17 protein-coding genes are annotated in these 19,799 nt (G+C 64.6%); 4 read left to right on the forward strand and 13 right to left on the reverse strand.

All coding sequences use genetic code 11. The annotated features are described in order from the left end of the window. Positions 1-10 precede the first annotated feature (10 nt). Positions 11-670: a Crp/Fnr family transcriptional regulator gene (locus FNL56_RS23625; RefSeq protein ID WP_143578325.1), complete on the reverse strand. Its 660-nt coding sequence runs from the start codon at positions 668-670 to the stop codon at positions 11-13. A 140-nt stretch (positions 671-810) separates the two neighbouring features. On the opposite strand from FNL56_RS23625, the gene FNL56_RS23630 reads away from it, so the two are divergent. Then, positions 811-1,593, forward strand: coding sequence for an enoyl-CoA hydratase/isomerase family protein (locus tag FNL56_RS23630; protein WP_143575276.1), 783 nt, complete (start codon positions 811-813; stop codon positions 1,591-1,593). A 238-nt stretch (positions 1,594-1,831) separates the two neighbouring features. Here the strand turns inward: FNL56_RS23630 and FNL56_RS23635 are convergent, their stop codons facing one another. The 7 genes from FNL56_RS23635 to FNL56_RS23665 form a co-directional block, all read right to left on the reverse strand. Then, complete coding sequence (locus FNL56_RS23635) at positions 1,832-2,512, reverse strand: nitroreductase (protein ID WP_143575277.1); 681 nt, start codon at positions 2,510-2,512, stop codon at positions 1,832-1,834. A 176-nt stretch (positions 2,513-2,688) separates the two neighbouring features. After that, positions 2,689-3,930, reverse strand: coding sequence for an acyl-CoA dehydrogenase (locus tag FNL56_RS23640; RefSeq protein WP_143575278.1), 1,242 nt, complete (start codon positions 3,928-3,930; stop codon positions 2,689-2,691). A 171-nt stretch (positions 3,931-4,101) separates the two neighbouring features. After that, positions 4,102-5,346, reverse strand: coding sequence for an acyl-CoA dehydrogenase (locus tag FNL56_RS23645; protein ID WP_143575279.1), 1,245 nt, complete (start codon positions 5,344-5,346; stop codon positions 4,102-4,104). A gap of 111 nt (positions 5,347-5,457) precedes the next feature. Continuing rightward, positions 5,458-6,585 (reverse strand): acyl-CoA dehydrogenase family protein, encoded by a 1,128-nt coding sequence (locus FNL56_RS23650; RefSeq protein WP_143575280.1) that lies wholly within the window; start codon positions 6,583-6,585, stop codon positions 5,458-5,460. Between the two features lie 21 nt (positions 6,586-6,606). After that, positions 6,607-8,481 carry an AMP-binding protein gene (locus FNL56_RS23655; protein ID WP_143575281.1) on the reverse strand — a complete coding sequence of 625 codons (1,875 nt, stop codon included), beginning with the start codon at positions 8,479-8,481 and terminating at the stop codon, positions 6,607-6,609. Positions 8,482-8,723: 242 nt separating this feature from the next. After that, complete coding sequence (locus FNL56_RS23660; RefSeq protein WP_143575282.1) at positions 8,724-9,482, reverse strand: SDR family NAD(P)-dependent oxidoreductase; 759 nt, start codon at positions 9,480-9,482, stop codon at positions 8,724-8,726. Between the two features lie 232 nt (positions 9,483-9,714). Beyond that, entirely contained in the window at positions 9,715-10,386 is a 672-nt protein-coding gene (locus FNL56_RS23665) for a TetR family transcriptional regulator (RefSeq protein ID WP_143582408.1), read from the reverse strand. Positions 10,387-10,554: 168 nt separating this feature from the next. Here FNL56_RS23665 and FNL56_RS23670 point away from each other — a divergent pair, with 168 nt between their 5' ends. Continuing rightward, positions 10,555-12,099 carry an acyl-CoA synthetase gene (locus FNL56_RS23670; protein ID WP_143575284.1) on the forward strand — a complete coding sequence of 515 codons (1,545 nt, stop codon included), beginning with the start codon at positions 10,555-10,557 and terminating at the stop codon, positions 12,097-12,099. Between the two features lie 118 nt (positions 12,100-12,217). Here FNL56_RS23670 and FNL56_RS23675 read toward each other — a convergent pair whose 3' ends face one another. Continuing rightward, positions 12,218-13,048 carry a DUF1194 domain-containing protein gene (locus FNL56_RS23675; protein ID WP_143575285.1) on the reverse strand — a complete coding sequence of 277 codons (831 nt, stop codon included), beginning with the start codon at positions 13,046-13,048 and terminating at the stop codon, positions 12,218-12,220. 178 nt (positions 13,049-13,226) lie between these two features. Here FNL56_RS23675 and clpS point away from each other — a divergent pair, with 178 nt between their 5' ends. Together clpS and FNL56_RS23685 are read left to right on the forward strand one after the other, a co-directional pair. After that, positions 13,227-13,532, forward strand: coding sequence for an ATP-dependent Clp protease adapter ClpS (gene clpS, locus FNL56_RS23680; RefSeq protein WP_143575286.1), 306 nt, complete (start codon positions 13,227-13,229; stop codon positions 13,530-13,532). A gap of 232 nt (positions 13,533-13,764) precedes the next feature. Beyond that, entirely contained in the window at positions 13,765-15,732 is a 1,968-nt protein-coding gene (locus tag FNL56_RS23685; RefSeq protein WP_143575287.1) for a methyl-accepting chemotaxis protein, read from the forward strand. 2 nt (positions 15,733-15,734) lie between these two features. Here FNL56_RS23685 and FNL56_RS23690 read toward each other — a convergent pair whose 3' ends face one another. The 4 genes from FNL56_RS23690 to fabI all read right to left on the reverse strand — a co-directional run bounded on the left by FNL56_RS23690 (position 15,735) and on the right by fabI (position 19,685). Further along, positions 15,735-16,907 carry an adenylate/guanylate cyclase domain-containing protein gene (locus FNL56_RS23690; protein ID WP_246660770.1) on the reverse strand — a complete coding sequence of 391 codons (1,173 nt, stop codon included), beginning with the start codon at positions 16,905-16,907 and terminating at the stop codon, positions 15,735-15,737. Between the two features lie 33 nt (positions 16,908-16,940). Then, on the reverse strand, positions 16,941-18,026 hold the full coding sequence (gene aroC, locus FNL56_RS23695; RefSeq protein WP_143575288.1) for a chorismate synthase: 1,086 nt from the start codon (positions 18,024-18,026) through the stop codon (positions 16,941-16,943). Positions 18,027-18,255: 229 nt separating this feature from the next. Further along, complete coding sequence (locus tag FNL56_RS23700; RefSeq protein ID WP_143578327.1) at positions 18,256-18,855, reverse strand: histidine phosphatase family protein; 600 nt, start codon at positions 18,853-18,855, stop codon at positions 18,256-18,258. 11 nt (positions 18,856-18,866) lie between these two features. Then, on the reverse strand, positions 18,867-19,685 hold the full coding sequence (fabI, locus tag FNL56_RS23705) for an enoyl-ACP reductase FabI (RefSeq protein ID WP_143575290.1): 819 nt from the start codon (positions 19,683-19,685) through the stop codon (positions 18,867-18,869). Between the last annotated feature and the right edge of the window lie 114 nt (positions 19,686-19,799).

Here is a 19,799-nt window from a genome sequence, read left to right on the forward strand (position 1 = left end):
CAATTCCTGCTCAGGCGGGCTGCGCCGCGCCCGCGATCGACGGCGCCTCGTGCTGCGCCAGTTGCGTTTCCAGCCTGCCGATGTTCTCGAACAGCCGCGCCGAGGCCAGCTTCAGAAAGTAGAACCCGAATTCCGGGTTCTGCACGTACAGCTCCTCGACCTGGCTGTAGCTGATGCCCAGCACGGCGCCGCCCTCGAGACATTCCAGCGTCTGGGTACGCGCATTGGTCGGCGACAGCATGCCGAGTTCACCGACGATGGCGCCGACCGGCAGCTCGATCTCGGACTCCACCAGACGGTAGCGGCCACTGACGATGTAGAACATCTCCTCCGCCTTCTCATCCTTGTAGAACAGTACCTCGCCGGTCTGCGTGCGTCGCTTGGTCATGAACGGCTTCAGCCATTCCATCGAAAGGTCGGAAGATACCGATTTTTTTACGTCGCGGACCAGTTGCAGCATCTGGTGCAGGCGATAGCCGTTCAGCAGCATCAGCACGCCATGCAACGCCATCACGGAATAATTATGGGTCGGGATCGACAGCAGGATCAGCAGCACGTTGCTCACGACGCCGAACACCCGCAGCGGGATCATCGTCCGCATCGTGCAGGTCGCCAGCACGAAGATCGTGGCAAACACACTGCCGGCGTGTTGCAGGTCGAAGAGGTCCATCGGAGCCAACCGTTTTCAGGGAGCAATATCCTTGCGGTCGATTATAGCCGATGTCGATGACGAATGCCGCAATGCACCGCGCGGCGTTGACGCAGGGGGGCCGCGCGGGCACCGTCCGACCTTCCCTGACGGAGAACGACATGCCGGACACCACCGACGCCTCCCTGCCGATCCTGACCCAAGACGGCCCCCGCGCCACCATCCGGCTAAATCGCGCGAAGCATCTGAACCGGTTGCAGCAGAGCGACCTCGACCATCTTCTGTTGCTGTTCGACCGGATCGAGGCCGATCCGGCGATTCGCGTGCTGGTGCTGACCGGCACCGGCCGCGCCTTCAGCGCCGGCTTCGACCTCGGCTCGATCGCCGACCGCGCCGGCAGCGCGGCCGCGCAACCGAGCGCCGGCTCGTCGTTCGAGATCGTCGCCAACCGGCTCGAGGACCTCGCCCTGCCTACGATCTGCCGGCTCAATGGCGGCGTCTATGGCGGCTCCACCGATCTGGCGCTGGCCTGCGATTTCCGCATCGGCGTGGACAGCTGCGAGATGTTCATGCCGGCGGCCCGGCTCGGGCTGCATTACTACAAGGGCGGCATCAAGCGCTACGTGACAAGGCTTGGCGTCAACAATGCCAAGCGATTGTTCCTCACCGCGCAGAAGATCGACGCCGCCGAGATGCTGGCGATCGGCTATCTCACCGCATCGGTGCCAATGGCGGCGCTGGACGAGGAAGTGGACAGGCTCGCGGGGATTCTGGCCGGCAATGCGCCCAGGGCGATGGCCGGCATGAAGCGTGCGATCAACGAATTCGCCCGCGGCGAACTGGATGAGGAAGCCGCAGACGCCCGCGCCCGCAACAGCATGCGTGGCGACGAGATCAAGGAAGGCATCAAGGCGTTCGGGGAAAAACGGCCGCCGAGGTTCTGAGGGGTCTCGAAGCTTGTAAGAGAGCCCGGAGCTTCGCGCCAAGCGCTGTAGTCCCCTCCCCCCTCGTGGGGGAGGGTGACCGCGCGCAGCGCGGACGGGAGAGGGGGAGCCAAGAACGCCGGAAGAAGAGCCCCCTCTCCCGTCTCGAATCCGCTTCGCGGCTTCGAGACACCCTCTCCCGCCAGCCGCCGCTGCGCGACGGCCGTGGGAGAGGGGAAGGAAGAGCTTCGCTTTACTACTACTCCACGAAGGTCGCTACGTCCGGCAACGCCGCTCGCGTGGTCCGATAGCTGTTCACCTTGGCATCTGCATCCGGAAATCCGAACGAAATCCCACACACCACGCGGCGATCATCCGCCATGCCGAAGTGCTTCCGCACGACGGCAGAGTGAAACGCCAAGGCCGCCTGCGGCACCGTGGCAAGCCCCATCGCCTGCGCCGCCAGCATGAAGCTGGTGACATAGCCGCCGCAATCCACCGCGCCGTAGACGCCGAGCGCCTCGTCGGTGGTGATGATGGCGACATGCGGCGCGCCGAAGAAGTTGAAGTTCTCCATCGCCTGCCTGGCGTAAGCCGCCTTGTCGCCGCGCTGGATGCCCAGCGTATTATAGAGCTGGAAGCCGCTCTCGCGGCGGCGGTCGAGATAGACGCCGCGATATTCGCGCGGGAACGGGAAGTCACCGGAGTTCGGCGTGCCGGCGGCGGCAACGGGGTACAGCACGTCGCGGAACGCTTCGGTCGCCGCGCCGGAGGTAATCGTCACCTGCCACGGCTGGCTGTTGCACCACGACGCGGTTTTCTGCGCGGCGGTGAGAATGCGCTCGATGGTCGCGCGCGGCACCTGTTCCGGCTTGTAGGCGCGGCAGGAATAGCGCGCGGCGAGCAGGGTTTCGAGCGTGTCGATGGCGGTGTCGGTCATGAAGTCCTCGGTAGTCGTGGCATCTTCCTTCTCCCCTTGTGGGAGAAGGTGGCACGGCCGAAGGCCGTGACGGATGAGGGGTAACGGCGAAGCACGGCGCTTGTGGCTACCCCTCACCCGTCCGCGCTATCGCGCGGCCACCCTCTCCCACAAGGGGAGAGGGAAGGAAGACACCGTTAGCGTCCCTTAGTAGGGATCTGGTTGAACGGCACGTCCTTGTCGACGCGGATGTCGCCGGGCAGGCCCAGCACGCGCTCGGCGATGATGTTGCGCAGGATCTCATCGGTGCCGCCCGCAATGCGGATCGACGGCGACTGCAGGATCATCGCCTGGAACGCCCCGGCCGCCTCGCCGTCTCCTTCAGTCAGCGCGCCCGAGGCGCCCTGCAGGTCGGCGGCGAACATCGCGATGTCCTGCAGCATGGCGCCGGACACCAGCTTGCCGATCGAATTCTCCGGCCCCGGCCGCTCGCCTTTCGACAGCGCGGAGATTGCGCGGTAGCTGGTATATTTCAGGCCGGAATTTTTCACCGCCCAGTTTGCGAGCTTTGAGCGCACGGCACGGTCGTCGATCGCAAGCCCGTCCTCCAGCATCAAATTGCTGCAGAACTCGAACAGTTCGGGGAAGCCCGTGGCAAGCCGCGCGCCGATCGACATCCGCTCGTTCATCAGCGTCGTCAGCGATACGTTCCAGCCGTCGCCCACCGCGCCGAGCCGCTGGCTGTCGGGAATCCGCACGTTGGTGAAGAACACCTCGTTGAATTCCTGCATGCCGTTGGCCTGCTTGATCGGCTTGACCTCGATACCCGCGCTCTTCATGTCCAGGAAGAACATCGTCAGGCCCTTGTGCTTGGGCACGTTGGGATCGGTACGGGTAATGAGGATGCCGTAGTCGGAGTAATGCGCGCCCGAGGTCCAGATTTTCTGGCCGTTGACGATCCAGTCGGAGCCGTCCTTTTCCGCCCGCGTGCGGAGGCCGGCGACGTCAGATCCGCCGGCAGGTTCGGAGAACAGCTGGCACCAGATGGTTTCGCCGGATGCCAGCGGCGGCAGATATTTGCGCTTCTGGTCTTCATCGGCATAGGCCATCACGGTCGGCCCGCACATGCCCTGCCCGATGGCGAACGGCTTCGAGAGCTTGTCGTAGACGCCCTCTTCCTGCTGCCAGATCACCCGCTCGATCGGGGTTGCGCCACGTCCACCATATTCCTTCGGCCAGTGCAGGCAGGCCCAGCCGGCGTCGGCTTTCTTCTTCTGCCAGGCCTTCGACACCTCGATCATGCCGTCGCGCTTCTCGGAGGCACGCTCGGCCGAGGGTTTTGTCAGCTCGGCCTCGAGCTCCTTCGGCGCATGCGCCGCGATCCAGGCGCGCGCCGTGGCGCGGAAGGCTGCTTCTTCGGTTGTGTCGTCGAAATTCATCGGTAGCTCCAGTCGGCTCTTCTTACTTCCTTCTCCCCTTGTGGGAGAAGGTGGCGCGGACGAAGTCCGCGACGGATGAGGGGTTTCCGGGCTCGGAGCTTGTGGCTACCCCTCACCCGGCCGCGCTATCGCGCGGCCACCCTCTCCCACAAGGGGAGAGGGAAGAAAGCATCAGCGTCCTCTTGTGGGGATCTGGTTGAACGGCACGTCCTTGTCGACGCGGATGTCGCCGGGCAGGCCCAGCACGCGCTCGGCGATGATGTTGCGCAGGATCTCGTCGGTGCCGCCCTCGACGCGGGTGGCGGGCGAGCGCAGCAGCATCGCCTGGAATTTGCCGGCCGCCTCGGCGTCGTCCGGACCGCTGAGCACGCCAGCGGCGCCCTGCAGGTCGAGCGCGTAGGTCGCGACATCCTGCAGCATGGTACCCGCGACCAGCTTGCCGATCGAGTTTTCCGGCCCCGGCCGCTCACCCTTCGACAGCGCCGAGATCGCACGGAAGCTGGTGTACTTCAGCCCGCTGGCGCGCACCGCCCAGCTGGCGAGCTTCGAGCGCACCGCGCGATCGTCGATCGCCGGACCATCCTCCAGCATCAGGCTGCTGGCGAACTCGAACAGTTCCGGCACGCCGGTGGCCATATTGGCACCGATCGCCATACGCTCGTTCATCAGGGTGGTCAGCGACACGTTCCAGCCATCGCCGACGGCGCCCAGACGCTGCGCGTCCGGAATTCGCACGTCGGTGAAATACACCTCGTTGAACTCGGACTGCCCGTTGGCCTGCTTGATAGGCTTCACCTCGACGCCCGCGCTCTTCATGTCGAGGAAGAACATGGTGAGGCCCTTGTGCTTGGGCACATTGGGATCGGTGCGGGTGATCAAGATTCCAAAATCGGAATAGTGCGCGCCCGATGTCCATATTTTTTGACCATTGATGATCCAGTCGTCGCCGTCCTTTTCTGCCCGCGTGCGCAGGCCGGCGACGTCCGAGCCGCCGGCGGGTTCGGAAAACAACTGGCACCAGATGTTCTCGCCGGAGGCCAGCGGCGGCAGGTAGTGCCGCTTCTGGTCCTCGGCAGCATAGGCCATCATGGTCGGGCCGCACATCCCGTGGCCGATAATGAACAGCGCGCCGAGCTTGCCGAACACGCCCTCTTCCTGCTGCCAGATCACCCGCTCGATCGGCGACGCGCCGCGGCCGCCATAGTCCTTCGGCCAGTGCGGCACCGCCCAGCCGGCCTCGGCCTTCTTCTTCTGCCAGGCCTTTGCCACCTCCAGAATATTGCCGCCCTTGAGCTGGATGCGGCCAAGCGAGGCGCGCTTCAGCTCGTCCTCATATTCCTTTGGCGCGTTGGCCGCGATCCAGGCGCGGGCCTCGCAGCGAAAAGCGGCTTCCTGCGGGGTGTCATCGAAATTCATGAGGCTGCCCTTTCTTCGTAGCCCGGATGGAGCGAAGCGCAATCCGGGGACCGGCATTTCGGCGATATCGACATCCCCGGATTTCGCTTCGCTCCATCCGGGCTACACAAACTACGCCGCGTTCCGCTGCCGCATGCGGTCGATCAACGCGTCTTCCCAATACGACAGGCTGCCGAGGCCGACCGCCAGCGCGTTGGCGCGGCGGTAGTACAAATGGCAGTCGAATTCCCAGGTGAAGCCCATGCCGCCATGGACCTGGATATTGTTCTTGGCGCAATGCTGGAACGCCTGCGTGGCGCTGATCCGCGCCGAGGCGGCGGCTTCCGGCAATTCGGAGGCGTTGGTGGAGAGCGCCCAGGCGCCGTAGTAGCAATTCGAGCGCGCCAAAGTTGCCGATACATACATGTCGGCGAGCATGTGCTTGACCGCCTGGAACGAGCCGATCTGGCGGCCGAAGGCGATGCGGTCAAGCGCGTAGTCACGCCCCATCTCCAGCGCACGGTCGGCGCCGCCGACCTGCTCGAAGCCGATCAGCACCGCGGCGCGATCCAGCACGCGCGTCAGGATGCTCCAGCCTTCGCTGGCCGGACCGAGCGACTCAGCCTTGACGTTGGTGAACGTGATTTCCGCCTGGCCGCGCGACGGATCGATATTGGCCAGCGCACGGGTCTCGACGCCGTCGCAGGTGAGATCGACCAGGAACAGCGAGATGTCGGTCTCGCGTCCGGTCGAGCCATTGCGCGCCGCGACAATGGCGAAGTCGGCGACCGCGCCATCCGGCACCGGCTTCTTGACGCCGTTGAGCACGCCGTTCGTCGCGGTCAGCTTGATCGACGCCGGCGACGGATTGCCGGTGCCCTCGAACAGCGCCAGCGTGCCGACCGCAGTGCCCGCGGCGATCGCCGGCAACCACTTCTGCTTCTGCGCCTCGGTGCCAGCCAGCATCAACGCTTCCGCGGCGAGATACACCGTGGACGAGAACGGCACCGGCGCCAGCGCGCGGCCCATTTCCTCGGCGATCACGCAGAGCTCCAGATGGCCCGCGCCGGAGCCGCCGAAGGCTTCGGGAATGGCGACCCCGAGGAAGCCCATGTCGGCGAGACCCTTCCAGAGCTCGCGGTCATAGGTCGCCTTGCCGTCGATCACGGCGCGCACCGCCTTCGGCGGGCATTTTTCCGAAAGGAAACGCCGGGCCTCGTCGCGAAGCTGCTTCTGGTCGTCGGAGAAATCGAAATTCATGGCGGTTACTCTGTTGCAAGATCAGTTGAGAATAATGACGTCCTCGCCCGGTGAATCGGCGTAGAGCCGCTCCACCAGATCGGCACGGCGGGCGAGCCCCGCGCGCTGGTTGACGTAGCCCTTGTCGGTGAGTTCGTTGCCGTCGATCGAGGCCGGCTCCACCATCCACATCGCACGCGCGATGCGCCGGCTGCTGCCGCCATCGGCATGGGCGTTGTGCGCCTCGAGGCCCTGCTTCAGGCAGGCCAGCACTTTAGGATGCTTCACTACTTCGGCGAAGCCCGCGTCCGGCTCGCCGATCAGCGCGCGGCAGGCGGCGAGATTGGGCCAGGCCAGCAGGCCGATCCAGGCGCGGTCCTGCCCGGCGACCAGCGCGTCCTGCACCACCGGCGTCGCCGCAGAGATGGCGTCGGTTCGCAGGCTGCCGACATGCACGAAGGTGCCGGTGGTCAGCTTGAAATCCTCCATGACGCGGCCGGAGAAGATCAGGCCCTGCACCGGATCTTGCTCATCGACGAATACCGCGGCGTCGCCGATCTTGTAGAAGCCTTCCTCGTCGAACGCAGCTTTGGTGAGATCGGGCTGGCGATAGTATCCCGGCATCACGTTGACGCCGCGCAGCCGCAATTCGTACTTGCCGTCCGTCGGCACCATCTTCACCTCGACGCCCGGGAACGGCAGGCCGATCAGGCCGACGCGCTCGGTGTCCCAATAGGTGCCGGTCGAGGTAGGCGAGGTCTCCGTCGAGCCCCAGCCGGTGTAGAACACGATGCGCTCGCCGGTGGTGCGGATCGCCAGCGCCTGCATGCGGTCGTAGAGATCGTCGGGCAGCCGCGCGCCGCCATAGGCCATCACGCCGAGGTTCTTGAAGAAGCCGCGGCACAACGCATCGTCCTTCTCCATCGCTGCCGCCAGCGCGGCATAGCCGGCGGGCACGTTGGCATAATAGGTCGGCGACACCTCGCGCAGATTGCGCAGCGTCTCGTCGAACAGGCCGGGCACCGGCCGGCCGTCGTCGATATACAGCGTGCCGCCCTCGATCAGCAGCGGATGACACAGCGCGTTGCCGCCCATCGTGTGATTCCACGGCATCCAGTCGAGATAGACCGGCGGCGGACCGTTGGGGTCGCGCGGCCGCACCTGCATCATCATGGTGGCGTTGGCGCACATCATGCGCTGGGTGTTAATCACCGCTTTTGGCACGCCGGTGGAGCCGGAGGTGAACAGCAGCTTGCCGATCGTATCCGGCGTGATTTTCGCAATGGACTCCTCGACCGCCGCGGTCGGCTGCGTTACGGCCATGTCGGCGAACGACATGCTGGCAAGCCCTTCGGGCGGACGCGCGACATGGATCAGCCGGATGCCGGTGAGGTCGAGCGCGTCCAGCGCCTTCTGGAACTGAGGCCCGTCCTGCACCATCACCGCCACCGGCCGGATCAGGTCGAACAGGTATTTCAGCTTGGCGTGGTCCTGGCTCATCAGCGAATAGGCCGGCGACACCGGCGCCGCCGGATGCCGCGCCTGCATCAAAGCCTGGGTCATCAGCGCATGTTCGATGGAATTGCCGGACAGGATCGCGACCGGGCGATCCGCTTCGAGCCGCATGTCGAGCAGCGCCTGGGTCAGCGCATCGACCGTGCGCTTCGCCTCGGCGTAGGTTACATGGCGCCATTGCCGGTCGTCGCCGACGCGCTGCGCCAGCCAGGCCAGGTCCGGCCGGAGCTCAGCCCACTTCGCCAGCGAGGCCGGCAGATGGGTCGGATAGTCCATCAGCGGCACGCGCGATTTCAGGATGATGACGCCATCCGGCCGCCGCTCAACGTCGATGTCGCGTTCGAGCCAGTCAATCTTTCGGAAGGCGGGCTGTGTCAGCACCGCGGCAGCCTGCGCGTTCATCTCGTTCTCCCAAACGGATTGGTAACCGGGGTCTCGTCGATGGACCTCTTGTGGTTTGGTACTATCGCAGGCGCCCATAGTCGCGCCCTCTCCCCTCGTGGGAGAGGGCAGCCCCGGCAGAATTGGCAAACTCCATTGGGTGAGGGGGCGGGCGCACGACTACCCCTCACCCGTCTCGAACCGCTTCGCGGTTCGATCCACCCTCTCCCACAAGGGGAGAGGGAAGGAAGAAAAGAGTCAGACTACCGCGGCGCCATGCGGATCGCGCCGTCGAGGCGGATGGTTTCGCCGTTCAGCATCGGGTTCTCGACCATGTGCACCGCCAGATTGCCGTATTCCGAAGCGTCGCCGAGGCGGGCCGGATGCGGCACCTGCGCGCCGAGGCTGGCGCGGGCCTCCTCGCTGAGCCCCATCAAGAGCGGCGTCAGGAATAGGCCCGGCGCGATGGTGTTGACGCGGATCTTTTGCGAGGCGAGATCGCGTGCGGCCGGCAAGGTCAGGCCGACGATGCCGCCCTTCGATGCCGCATAGGCGATCTGGCCGATCTGGCCTTCATAGGCGGCAACCGAGGCGGTGTTGATGATGACGCCGCGCTCTTCGCCGACGGCGTCCAGCTTCACCAGTTGCTCGGCGAACAGGCGCAGGCAGTTGAAGGTGCCGACCAGGTTGACCATGATGACGTTGGTGAACTTGTCGAGCGGATAGACGCCCTGCTTGCCGACGATGCGCTGCGAGCCGCCGATGCCGGCGCAGTTCACCAGAACGCGGGCGATGCCGTGCGCGGCCTCTGCCCTGGCAAGCCCGGCCTGCACGTCGCTTTCGCTGGTGACGTCACCGACCACGGCGAGACCCTTGATCTCGGCGGCTACCTTCTCGGCGTTTTCCCGGCTGCGGTCGAAGACAGAGACTTTAGCTCCCTTCGCGGCCATCGCACGCGCGGTGGCGGCACCGAGACCCGATCCGCCGCCGGTAATGAATACGGCTACGTCTTTCAGCTGCATCGAGTTTGCCTTTCCCTGGGCGTTTCCTGATTTTTTTGTCTTGTTATATTTTTTTAAAAGAAGGTCCTTGGACGTTTCTTGTTTTGTTGTTCGAACGATACGTTGACCGTTCCTTGGAGGCGTTTCCTCGAATTTTCTTGTTTTTGTAGAAAGGTACCTTGGGCGTTTCCCGATAGCTTTTTTTATGGGTCGTACAGTTTCCTTGGGGTCGTTTCTTCTTAGCTCGTTGTCGTCAGGCGGTTGATCCCGCTTTCTTGTTATTGGTTAGCATTCCGCCGAGCATCATCGCTTCTAAGTGGGCGATGTAGTCACGGCTGACTTCATCCGTCACCGGGCCGACGCCAATGGCGCGCGACATCGCGTGACGGTAGAAGAACAGATGGTCGCAGGCACCGATCAGGCTGGTGTAGAACAGCACCGGATCGATCTTGCGGAATTCGCCGGACTGGAATCCCTCGGCCAGCAGGCGGCGATGGAATTCGAGCAGGGGCCCAACGAAGAACTTCGAGACTTCGTCGGCGGCCTCGGTGTTGGAACCGTGCAGCAGATGATGGATCAGCCGGTTCATGTAGGGAAACTGCTGATAGGCCTTGATGATGCCGGCGATGTGCAGCTTCAGCTTGGCGGCGGCCGAAATCGGCTGCGCCATCAGGTAATCGAGGTTAGTCATCTCGGTGGCCGCGTCGCGTGCCAGCAGCGCCAGCAGCAGACCGTCCTTGTTGCCGAAATGATATTTCACCAACGCCGCATTAACGCCCGAGCGATGCGCGATCTCGCTCAGCGACACGTCGATCGAGTTGCTCTCGATCATCAGTTCGCTGGCCGCAAGCAACAGCTTGTCGGCGGTCGGATTGCGACCGACGATCGGTTTTCCCGGGCTGCTGAGATGCGAATTCGGTGTCATGTGCGAGGCGCAGATAATACGATCAGCGCACCCAACTCAAGAGTTAATTGAGCGATTGACTAAGCTCATTTGCACTCTTTTAATCCACCCTCGCGCGGACAACCCACGGTGACGGTCGCGCCAACCAACACGAGCGGAAAAATCCGCCATTTGTCGAGGAAACGCCCCATGAGCCATCCCTCCGTCCACGCCCGCACCCAGCCGGACAAGATCGCTTATCGGATGGCTGGCTCCGGTCAGTCGATCAGCTACCACGAGCTCGACGCCCGATCCAACCAGGGCGCGCAATTGTTTCGCTCGCTCGGGTTGAAGGCCGGCGATCACATCGCGCTGCTGATGGAGAACCGGCTCGAGTTCATGGAGATCTGCTGGGCGGCGCAGCGCAGCGGGCTGTATTACACCGCGATCAGCCGCTATCTCACCGCCGACGAGATCGCCTACATCGTGAAGGACTGCGGCGCCCGAATCGTCATCACCTCGCCGAAGGGGGCCGAGGTGATCGCCCCGCTGATCCCGGGCGCGCCCGACACGCAGTTCTTCATTCTCGATGGGCCCCGCGACCATTTCCACGACTGGAAGGCCGCGCTGGATGCCCAGCCGGCGACGCCGATCGCGGACGAAGTGGCCGGCTACGACATGCTGTATTCGTCGGGCACCACCGGGCGGCCGAAGGGCATCAAGCGCGCCTCGGAGAGCAACCCGATCACGGTGCCGAACCCGTTCCTGAAAAAACTCTGCGCCGACATGTGCGGCATGACCGGCGATAGCATCTACCTGTCGCCGGCGCCGCTGTATCATGCGGCCCCGCTGCGCTTCAACATGATGGCGATCACGCTGGGCGGCACCTCCGTCATCATGGAGAGCTTCGACGCCGAACAGTTCCTGAAGCTGGTGGAGCAGCACCGGATCACCCAGTCGCAACTGGTGCCGACGATGTTCGTGCGGATGCTGAAACTGCCGGAAGAGGTGCGGCTGCGCTACGACGTCTCCTCACTGCACGGCGCGATCCACGCCGCAGCGCCCTGCCCGGTCGACGTCAAGGCGCGAATGATCGACTGGTGGGGCCCGATCCTGATCGAATACTACGCCGGCTCGGAGGGCAACGGCGTCACCGTGTCGAATTCCCAGCAATGGCTGTCGCACCGCGGCACGGTCGGCAAGGCGGTCACCGGCATCGTCAAGATCGTCGACGAGAACGAGCAGGAGGCCCCGGTCGGGCAGATCGGCACGGTGTATTTCGCGGACGCGCCGACCTTCGCCTATCACAACGATCCCGAGAAGACGAAGCGCGCCTATAATGACAAGGGCTGGTCGACGCTGGGCGACGTCGGCTATCTCGACGACGAGGGCTTTCTCTATCTCACCGACCGCAAGTCCTACATGATCATTTCCGGCGGCGTGAACATCTACCCGCAGGAGACCGAGGACGTGCTGATCACCCATCCGGAGATCGCCGATGTCGCGGTGTTCGGGGTGCCGAACGAGGAGATGGGCGAGGAGGTCAAGGCGGTCGTCCAGCCACACGACATGTCCCGCGCAGGTCCGGCCTTCGAGGCCGAACTGATCGCGTTCTGCCGCAAGAACCTGTCGCCCATCAAATGCCCGAAGAGCATCGACTTCGAAGCCGAACTGCCGCGCACGCCGACCGGCAAGCTGGTGAAACGGCATCTGCGGGACAGGTACTGGCCGAAGAAGGAAACGGCGGCGGTGTAGTCAGCTGTAGCCCGGATGAGCCGTTGGTCGCGTATTGCGCGCCCGCCAGCGACATCCGGGATTCAGAGCCCGCCGTGAGGCTTTCCCCGGATGTCGCTTCGCTCATCCGGGCTACAGCCTACCTCCCCCAGCGATCCTGCCAGATCTTTTCCCCCACCAGGCAGTTCACCCGCGGCTCGCGCCCGGCGATCGGCACCACGCGCGGCTGCGGCTGCAGGCCGGCGACTTCCATCACCAGCTTGGTGCGGATGGCTTCCTTGAACTTGTCGCGCTCCTTGATCGGCACCACGAAGGAGCCGGGCCCGCCGATCACGCAATCCTCGTAGTACAAATCGAGATTCTCGATATCCATCGTCGAATAGGACAGTTCCTTGGCCATGATCGGCAGGCCGTTGATGACGATGCCTTTCGCCAGGGCCTCGTCGCGCGCGACGGTGACCGGCGACCCGTTGTTGTTCGGCCCGTCGCCGGAGATGTCGATGACGCGGCGCAGCCCGGCGTAGCTGTTGGCCTCGAACAAAGGCATCGCGAAATAGATCGCGCCGGAAATCGAGGTGCGCGATGCCCGCCTGATCGGTGTCCGCATGATCTCGGCGGCCACCGCGTCGGCCGATTCCGGGCCATCGATGATGCGCCAGGGGATGATCAGCTTCTGGTCGGTCGAGGCAGCCCATTCGAAATAGGTCACCGCGATCTTGCCGGTCGGGCCGGTCTTCAGCGCGGAGAGGAATTCCCGGGAGACGATGGCCTGGGCGTAGCCCTCGCGCTGGATCGCCAACTCGTCCATGTCCATCGAATAGGAGACGTCGACCGCCAGCACCAGTTCGACATCGACGACGGGGTCGCGGGCTTCGACCAGCCGCGCATTCGGCGCAGCCACGCTGGCGACATCGCCACCGGCGATCGCTCCGGCGACCAGCACCACTCCAATCGAGACATACCAGCGCATAGCGGCCCTCCCGTCGAAGTCGGGATCGTGACATGCAAATGACGGCGCGCAAAGCAGGAACCCGCGGTCGAGGTCACATTCCGTTCAACTGGTCTTCCCGGCACGACAGCGGATCGACAGTTTTCTGCGGTGACACTATGATGTTACTCACCCCGATGGCGCCCGGAGCTGCCGCAGAATGCCCGCGACCACCACCACGCCCCGCACCAAGACCAAGCCGAAGGTCGAGCGCCCGAAGCTGTACAAGGTGATCCTCGTCAACGACGATTTCACGCCGCGTGAATTCGTGACGAGGGTGCTGCAGGGCGAGTTCAGGATGACCGAGGACCAGGCGCACAAGGTGATGATCACCGCGCACAAGCTCGGCGCCTGCGTGGTCGCGGTGTTCACTCGCGACGTCGCCGAGACCAAGGCGACCCGCGCCACCGACGCCGGCCGCGCCAAGGGCTATCCGCTGCTGTTCACCACCGAGCCGGAAGAGTAGCTGAACACCCCTCCGCGACGACGACGCTGAACTACACTTCAGCGACATGTCATCGCCGCAGATTTTACGCGCCAGTCTCCCGCCGCCCCTCGAAGTTAATCACAACTTCACGAGTTGCAGCTATATTCGATTGCGGACAGAATCCGTAGTTGTACGGGCTACGTGACCAGACTGCCGGTATCGCAGGATGCCCTCGACATCATCTCCCTTTGCTCTAAATCACGGCAACGACATGGCCCATTTCCACCTCCGTCTGTCCCACAAGATCATGTCCATCGCCGCGATCAGCATCGTCAGCCTTGTGTCATTCGGCGCGATCTACCAGTTCAGCAGTGCCCGCCAGGATGCCTCGCGCACGATAGCGGAGGACGCCCGGCTCACGACCGAGCTCAATCAACGTCTATCGATCGAGATGCTGGAGGCGCGACGCGCCGAGAAGGATTTCCAGCTTCGCCGCGACGAGGCCTATGCCAAAAATCATGCGGCGCTGTCCGCCGCAATCGGGCAGCACTTCGACGAACTCAAACTGCTGCTGCAGGCCAACCCGGCGTTGCTGGAGCGCGTCACCACGGCGGCCTCGGGCTACAAAGCCTATGCCGGCGACTTCGCCGCCCTGGCTGGCGCCGAGACCAGCCTCGGACTCAATGAGAATGCCGGCCTGTCAGGCACGTTGCGAGCCGCCGTCCACGACGTCGAGTCGAAGCTGAAAACGATCGGGGATCCGCAACTCACCAGCAGCATGCTGATGATGCGTCGCCATGAAAAGGATTTCATGCTGCGGCGCGACCCCAAATATGTCGCCGAACTGACGAAGACGGTGACCGAATTTTCAAACTCGGTCGCCGCCTCCGACATCTTGCCTGGCATCAAGGCCGAGATGGCCGGTCAGGTTACCGCTTACCAGAATGCGTTCATGGCCTGGGCCGCGGGCGCAGACGAGGTGAAACGGCGCGGCGCCGCGATGTCGAAGACCTTCCAGACCATCGAGCCGCTGATCGTGGAAATGCAGAAGGGCATCGCGCTGGTCCACAGCGAGGCGGTGAGCGCCGAGATCTCCAGTCGGGAATCCGCCCGGACCTGGCTGCTGGTGGCGTTTGCCGCCGCCACTTCGATCGTCGGCCTGACCTCGGCGATCATCGGCCTGTCGGTGTCGAACGCCCTGTCCGGCCTGGTCCGGGCCGTGCTGCAGCTGGCGGAGGGCAATTTTGCCGTGGTGCTGCCCGGTCTCGGGCGGCGCGATGAAATCGGCGAGATGGCTGCCGCCGTCGGACAGTTCAAGATCAAGGCGCAGGAGAAAGCCCAGCAGGAAGCCGACGCGCAACGCCAGCAGGAACTGCGCGCGGCCGACCTGCGCCGGCAGGAGATGCACCGCCTGGCCGACAGCTTCGAGGGCGCAGTGGGCGAGATCGTCGAGACGGTGTCCGCGGCCTCGACCGAGCTCGAAGCCTCCGCCGACACGCTGACGGCCACCGCCGACCGCTCGCAGCAGCTTGCCACCCTGGTGGCCGCCGCCTCGGAAGAGGCTTCCACCAACGTCCAGGCCGTGGCGTCAGCCACCGAGGAGCTGTCCAGCTCGGTCAATGAGATCAGCCGCCAGGTCCAGGCCTCGGCGCGGATTGCGGGTGATGCCGTCGATCAGGCCCGCGAGACCAATGACCGGGTGGCCGAACTCGCCAAAGCGGCCGGCCGGATCGGAGCTGTGGTCGAACTCATCAATACCATTGCAGCCCAGACCAACCTGCTCGCGCTCAACGCGACCATCGAGGCGGCCCGCGCCGGCGATGCCGGCCGCGGTTTTGCCGTGGTGGCCTCCGAAGTAAAGGCGCTTGCCGAGCAGACCGCCAAGGCCACCGGCGAGATCGGCCAGCAGATCGAGGGCATCCAGGCCGCGACCCGGCATTCCGTCAACGCCATCCAGGCGATCGGCCTGACCATCGGCCAGATGTCGGAGATCGCATCGACCATCGCCTCGGCGGTCGAGGAGCAAGGCGCGGCGACACAGGAAATCTCGCGCAATGTGCAGCAGGCGGCTCTGGGGAGCCAGCAGGTCTCCGCCAACATCGCCGACGTGCAGCACGGCGCCAACGAAACGGGCGCGGCCTCCGGCCAGGTTCTGTCGGCGGCGAAGTCATTGTCCGGCGACAGCAACCGGCTGAAGTCCGAAGTCCACCGCTTCCTCGAAACGGTGCGCGCCGCCTGACGTCACTCGCGCGGCGTTTCGTCCGACAGGCCGTAGACCTGCTCGGCCCTCGAAAATCCGGCGATGGGGAATTCGCCGAGATTGTCCCAGTCGGCGGCGCAGGTGCCGACGAAGGCGCCGGACGCCACGATCGTGCGCCCGAGACGGCCTGCAATCTTCTCCAGCCGTGCGGCCAGATTCACCGCCGGGCCGATGCAGGTGAAATCGAGCCGGTTGCCGCCGCCGATATTGCCATAGAGAAGTCTGCCGACATGCAAGGCGACGCCGAACCGGAAACGCTCCGGCGTTTCGCCGCTGACAAACTGCATGGCCGCCACCGCGGCGCGCGCCTCTCGCGCGGCTTCCAGGACACGGCTGCAAAGAGCCTGCTCGTCGGCCTCGATGGGAAACACCGCGAGCAGCCCGTCGCCCATGAATTTCAGCACTTCGCCGCCGTGCTTGTGGATCGCCGCGACCTGGCAATCGAAGTACAGGTTGAGAATCTCGACCACCTGCTCCGGCGGCAGCCGGTCGGACAAAGCGGTGAAGCCGCGCAGGTCGGAAAGCCAGATCGCGGCATGCATGGTCTCGGTGTGCCCGCGGCGGATCTGCCCGGCCAGAATGCGCTCGCCGGCGCGCGGGCCGACATAGGTGTCGAGCAGCGTCTCCGCAGTCCGGCGCAGGCCAATCACCTCGATCAACCGGGTCAGGGGTGGCACCACCCGCTTGAGGTCGGTCAACTGCGCGTCGGTGAAGCCACCTTGCTGCCGGGTCGTCCAGCTTGAAGCGTGGATCATGCCATCGACAAACGACAGCGGGACGGCGACGTAGTCGGTGACGCCCTCGGCGCGCATGTCATCGAAGAACGGAAACCGGTTGTTGCCGGGAGCATCCAGCCGGCAGCGCACTTCGGCGCCTTCCTGGAACACGATCGCCAGCGGGCTACGGAGAAATTCCGGGGTGTGCTGGATGTCGAAATCCACCGAGCCAAGCTCCACGCCGGTGGTCGGACGCCAGATGAAATTGCGGCCGAAAATTTCCGGATGCAGCGTGCGGACGAACACGCCGACGCGCCACAATGGCAGCCCGGCGGCGATCAGCCGCTCGCAGCATTCCGCCATCATGTCGCTCGGCTCCGGCGTCGAGCGTGCGCCGTCGGTGAGCCAGGCGGTGATGTCGCTGATAGGATCGGTCAATGGACACCTGCGATTGGCTTGATCGCGGAGAGCCTAGCCCACCTGGCCGCGATGCCGCAAAAACTGGTCGGCCATCACACAGGCGACCATTGCCTCGCCGACCGGCACGGCGCGAATGCCGACGCAGGGGTCGTGGCGCCCCTTGGTCAGAATATCGGTGTCGGCGCCGGAGCGGTCGATGGTCTGCCGCGGCGACAGGATCGACGACGTCGGCTTCACCGCGAAGCGCGCCACCACCGGCTGTCCGGTCGAAATGCCGCCGAGCACGCCGCCGGCATGGTTGGACAGGAACGAGGCGCCGTGGTTGGTCATCCGCATTTCGTCGGCATTGTTCTCGCCGGACAATTCCGCCGCGGCAAAGCCGTCGCCGATCTCGACGCCCTTGACCGCGTTGATGCTCATCAGCGCCGCGGCGATGTCTGCGTCGAGCTTGGCATAGATCGGCGCCCCCAGACCGGCCGGAATGCCCTCGGCGACGACCTCGATCACCGCACCGATCGACGAACCGGATTTGCGAATGCCGTCGAGATAGCCCTCAAAAAACGCGGCCTTGTCCTTGTCGGGGCAGAAGAACGGGTTGTTGTGAACCTCGTCCCAGTCCCAGTTGGCGCGGTCGATCTTGTGCGGTCCCATCTGCACCAGCGCGGCGCGCACTATCATGCCCGGCACGATCTTGCGTGCAATGGCGCCGGCGGCGACGCGGGTCGCGGTCTCGCGCGCCGAGGAACGCCCGCCGCCGCGGTAATCGCGAATGCCGTATTTCGCCTCATAGGTGAAATCGGCGTGGCCCGGGCGAAACTTGTCCTTGATGTCGGAATAGTCCTTGGAGCGCTGATCGGTGTTTTCGATCATCAGCGCGATCGGCGTCCCCGTCGTCACCTGCACCCCGGTTTCCGGATGCGCCATCACCCCGGACAGGATTTTGACGAGATCGGCCTCCTGGCGCTGCGTGGTGAAGCGCGACTGCCCGGGCTTGCGGCGGTCGAGGTCGGCCTGGATGTCGGCCACGTCGAGCGGCAGCAACGGCGGGCAACCATCGACCACGCAGCCGATCGCCGGCCCATGGCTCTCGCCAAAGGTGGTGACCCGGAACAGATGGCCGAAAGTATTGAAGGACATGGGGCGGTCTCTCGAAACTGGCTGCTGTCGTAACGCGGGCGGTTCGGGGGGTCAAATGGCGGCACAGCTGGCGTTCTTCCTCCTCCCCTTGTGGGAGAAGGTGGCGCGGACGAAGTCCGCGACGGATGAGGGGGTTCTGGGCTCGGAGTTTGTGGCTACCCCTGATCCGGCCGCGCTGCGCGCAGCCACCTTCTCCCACAAGGGGAGAAGGAAGAAAGCGCGCCTGACTTTAAGTATACTTCGCGAGCCCGCCGTTGCTGAACACGTAGACGGCGCCCTGCTCGATCGGCAGTTCGGCCGCGGCAGCGATGGTCTGTACGTCCAGCGCCACCATCAGGGCCCGGGCGGTGCCACCATGCGCCACGGCGACGGTATCGCCGGTCAGGCCTTCATACCAGTCGCGCATGCGCAACTGCACCGAGGCGTAGCTTTCGCCTTCGGGCGGCGGGCTGCTCCATTTGTCGAGCTCGCGGGCGGCGAAGATCTCGGGATGCGAGGCCTCCTGCTCGGCGAGCGTCGAGCCCTCCCAGTGACCGTAGCCGATCTCGCGCAACCGGTCGTCCAGCGCGTAGTGCTGCGGCGGCAATTCGAGCTGGCTGCGGACGAACTCCATCGTCGAGCGCGCCCGGCCAAGCGGGCTCGACACGAAGCCGAGGCTGTCCGCGTCGCGCGCGTGCTGCGCCAGCAACTCTTTCAGGATTCCCCCGGCATGCGCCGCCTGCTCGCGACCGAGGTCGTTGAGCGGAATATCCTTGGAGCCCTGGAAACGGCCGAGTGCGTTCCATTCCGTCTGGCCGTGGCGGATGTAATAGATCGTGGGTTGCGGCATAACGGGCGCGATCAGTCCTTGTTCAGCGAGATGTCCGGCGCGTCCGGGCGCTTCATGCCGAGGACGTGGTAGCCGGAATCGACGTGGTGCACTTCGCCGGTGACGCCGCGCGACAGGTCGGACAATAGATACAGCGCGCTGTCGCCGACTTCATCGATGGTCGTGGTCCGGCGCAGCGGCGCGTTGTGCTCGTTCCATTTCAGGATGTAGCGGAAATCGCCGATGCCCGACGCCGCCAGCGTCTTGATCGGACCCGCCGAGATCGCGTTGACGCGGATGTTCTGCACGCCGAGGTCGGCGGCGAGATAGCGCACGCTGGCCTCCAGCGCCGCTTTCGCCACGCCCATCACGTTGTAATGCGGCATCCACTTCTCGGCGCCGTAATAGGTCAGCGTTATGATCGAACCGCCCTGCGTCATCAGCTTTTCGGCGCGCTGTGCGATCGCCGTCAGCGAGAAGCACGAGATCAGCATGGTCTTGGAGAAATTCTCCGCGGTGGTATCGACATAGCGGCCCTCGAGCCCCTCCTTCTCGGAGAAGGCGATGGCGTGGACCACGAAGTCGATCTTGCCCCACTTCTCCTGCAGCACCGCGAACGCCGCATCGATGCTGGCGGGGTCGGTGACGTCGCAATGGCCGAGCACGAGGCCGCCGAGTTCGGCCGCCAGCGGCTCAACCCGCTTCTTCAGCGCGTCGCCCTGATAGGTAAAAGCGAGTTCGGCACCCTGCGCGTGGCAGGATTTGGCGATGCCCCAGGCGATCGAACGGTTGTTGGCGAGGCCGAGAATAACGCCGCGCTTGCCCTGCATCAGGCCTGTAGGTTCAACCATGTCGTGTCCTGTCCGCTTGAAAATCAGCCTTTCGAGGTACACCAGCGCTCCCTCTCGGTACAGCCCCAATCCACCCCGCAAACCTGCGTTTACCGTGGGCAACGGTCCCGGAAT

It is taken from the genome of Tardiphaga sp. vice304 (assembly GCF_007018905.1).
Lineage (GTDB): Bacteria > Pseudomonadota > Alphaproteobacteria > Rhizobiales > Xanthobacteraceae > Tardiphaga.

Bases quoted from the DNA above. Each gene is read 5' to 3' on its own strand.
- FNL56_RS23625 (WP_143578325.1), bottom strand. From the start codon at position 670: ATGGACCTCTTCGACCTGCAACACGCCGGCAGTGTGTTTGCCACGATC.
- FNL56_RS23630 (WP_143575276.1), top strand. From the start codon at position 811: ATGCCGGACACCACCGACGCCTCCCTGCCGATCCTGACCCAAGACGGC.
- FNL56_RS23635 (WP_143575277.1), bottom strand. From the start codon at position 2,512: ATGACCGACACCGCCATCGACACGCTCGAAACCCTGCTCGCCGCGCGC.
- FNL56_RS23640 (WP_143575278.1), bottom strand. From the start codon at position 3,930: ATGAATTTCGACGACACAACCGAAGAAGCAGCCTTCCGCGCCACGGCG.
- FNL56_RS23645 (WP_143575279.1), bottom strand. From the start codon at position 5,346: ATGAATTTCGATGACACCCCGCAGGAAGCCGCTTTTCGCTGCGAGGCC.
- FNL56_RS23650 (WP_143575280.1), bottom strand. From the start codon at position 6,585: ATGAATTTCGATTTCTCCGACGACCAGAAGCAGCTTCGCGACGAGGCC.
- FNL56_RS23655 (WP_143575281.1), bottom strand. From the start codon at position 8,481: ATGAACGCGCAGGCTGCCGCGGTGCTGACACAGCCCGCCTTCCGAAAG.
- FNL56_RS23660 (WP_143575282.1), bottom strand. From the start codon at position 9,482: ATGCAGCTGAAAGACGTAGCCGTATTCATTACCGGCGGCGGATCGGGT.
- FNL56_RS23665 (WP_143582408.1), bottom strand. From the start codon at position 10,386: ATGACACCGAATTCGCATCTCAGCAGCCCGGGAAAACCGATCGTCGGT.
- FNL56_RS23670 (WP_143575284.1), top strand. From the start codon at position 10,555: ATGAGCCATCCCTCCGTCCACGCCCGCACCCAGCCGGACAAGATCGCT.
- FNL56_RS23675 (WP_143575285.1), bottom strand. From the start codon at position 13,048: ATGCGCTGGTATGTCTCGATTGGAGTGGTGCTGGTCGCCGGAGCGATC.
- clpS (WP_143575286.1), top strand. From the start codon at position 13,227: ATGCCCGCGACCACCACCACGCCCCGCACCAAGACCAAGCCGAAGGTC.
- FNL56_RS23685 (WP_143575287.1), top strand. From the start codon at position 13,765: ATGGCCCATTTCCACCTCCGTCTGTCCCACAAGATCATGTCCATCGCC.
- aroC (WP_143575288.1), bottom strand. From the start codon at position 18,026: ATGTCCTTCAATACTTTCGGCCATCTGTTCCGGGTCACCACCTTTGGC.
- FNL56_RS23700 (WP_143578327.1), bottom strand. From the start codon at position 18,855: ATGCCGCAACCCACGATCTATTACATCCGCCACGGCCAGACGGAATGG.
- fabI (WP_143575290.1), bottom strand. From the start codon at position 19,685: ATGGTTGAACCTACAGGCCTGATGCAGGGCAAGCGCGGCGTTATTCTC.